Genomic DNA, 1,928 nt, shown 5'->3' on the forward strand with positions numbered 1-1,928 from the left:
AGCGATCCGACCACGCGCTGATCGTCATCCCGCCCATCGAGTGTCCCGCGATGACGGCACGCTCCCCCGGTTTCAGGGTGGCCTCCAGCACCGCGTCGAGGTCGGCGGCGAGGTGGTTCAAGCTGTAGCCGCCGCGCCCCGGCAGGCCGCTGTGCCCGTGTCCGCGGTGGTCGAAGGCGATCACCCGGTAGTCGCGGGCCAGGTCGGCGATCTGGTAGGCCCACACCCGGATCGCGCAGACGATGCCGTGACTCAGCACGATCGGGTAGCCGTCGGGCGGCCCGAACACCTCGGTGTGCAGCCGGATGCCGTCCACCGCGCGGACGGCCACGGTGCGGCTCGGCGGCAGCTCCGGCAGGAAATTGGCGGTCACTGCGCCGTGTTCGTCGATCCGTGGAAAGCTCATCATTGCTCCATCGGGTGCGGCAACGTCGCCACCCGGCAATTCTATCCGAGATCGTCTAAGTTTCTGGGTAATGGCGTAACTGAACTTACCGAAAGGGCGGCCATGCGCGCGGTACAGATCTCCCAGTTGGATGGCCCGCGGGCGGCCCGGGTGGTCGAGCTCGACGAGCCCGACGCCGGGGACGCGGTCCTCATCGACGTGCACGCCGCCGGGGTGGCCTTCCCCGACCTGCTGCAATCACGGGGCCTCTACCAGTACAAGCCGAACCTGCCGTTCGTCCCCGGCGGCGAGGTGGCCGGCGTGGTGCGCAGCGCGCCGGCCGGAGCCCACGTCCGGGCCGGCGACCGGGTGGCCGCCCTGACCATGCTCGGCGGCGGGATGGCCGAGGTGGTCGCGGTGCCGGCCGGACAGGTGTTCCGGCTGCCGGACGCGGTGTCGTTGGAGGCCGGCGCCGGGCTGCTGTTCAACGACCTGACCGTGCATTTCGCGCTCACCGAGCGGGGCCGGCTGGCCGCCGGGGAGACGGTGCTGGTGCACGGAGCGGCCGGCGGCATCGGCACCTCGACGCTGCGGCTGGCCTCCGCGCTGGGGGCGGCGAAGACCATCGCGGTGGTCAGCACCCCGGAGAAGGGCGACGTCGCCCGGGCCGCGGGTGCCACCGACGTCGTCGCGGTGGACGGGTTCAAGGACGCCGTGCGCGAGCTCACCGGCGGCCGCGGGGTGGACATCGTGCTGGACCCGGTCGGCGGTGACCGGTTCACCGACTCGCTGCGCTGCCTGGGACCGGCCGGCCGGCTGCTGGTGGTGGGCTTCACCGGCGGTGAGATCCCCACGGTGAAGGTGAACCGGCTGCTGCTGAACAACGTCGACGTGGTCGGCGTCGGCTGGGGCGCCTGGGCGATGGCGCACCCGGGTTACCTGGAGCGCCAATGGGCGGCGTTCGAGCCGCTGCTGGCCTCCGGTGCGGTGGCCGCCCCGCAGCCGCATGTCTTCGCCCTGGACCGGGCCGCCGATGCACTGGCGGCGCTGGAGGACCGGACCGCCCGGGGCAAGGTGGTGCTGCGGGTGCGCGAGCCGTGACCCGACGCGCTGACCCACGTCCGCCGATGGTCGAGGTCGTCCAGGTCGACGCCGATGGTTGTCCGGGTCGGCTCGTATCGGTCGGCTGGTAGGACTTGGTTGATCTGCCCGGACGGCAGGATGACATCGCCGCCCGCATGGTCCGCAGCGAGAGCACGGAGGATGTCGATCGCGGCGGGGATCGCGGGGCTGTGGATGAGGAGAGCCACGTCGGTCATCAAGCTGACGGTGCGGCAGGCTGCGGGTTAGCCAGGGTTAGCCAGCCATCCTCGGTAGAAGGTTTTGATCTTGGCGATCGTTCTTCTACCAGGAGCCCCGCCTATTTCACCGCAATAGCCTCACATACTGCACCAAGCGAGGTGCACGGCGGGACAGCTAACCGACGGCGGCGTCACGCTCCGACCGGCGCGAACCCGGCACCCGGCCCGCCGTTGGCGTTGAC

Annotated in this window: 2 protein-coding genes; one reads left to right on the forward strand and one right to left on the reverse strand. The window is 71.0% G+C overall.

The window, feature by feature from the left end; all coding sequences use genetic code 11:
• A partial coding sequence (locus tag AC2VNT_RS17530) for an alpha/beta fold hydrolase (protein WP_486948063.1) occupies nt 1-406 on the reverse strand: 406 nt, incomplete at its 3' end.
• Between the two features lie 102 nt (nt 407-508).
• Between AC2VNT_RS17530 and AC2VNT_RS17535 the strand changes: the two genes are divergently transcribed.
• Complete coding sequence (locus AC2VNT_RS17535; protein ID WP_486948064.1) at nt 509-1,486, forward strand: NADPH:quinone oxidoreductase family protein; 978 nt, start codon at nt 509-511, stop codon at nt 1,484-1,486.
• Nucleotides 1,487-1,928 lie beyond the last annotated feature (442 nt).

This window comes from Mycobacterium sp. TH-M15 (assembly GCF_057473705.1).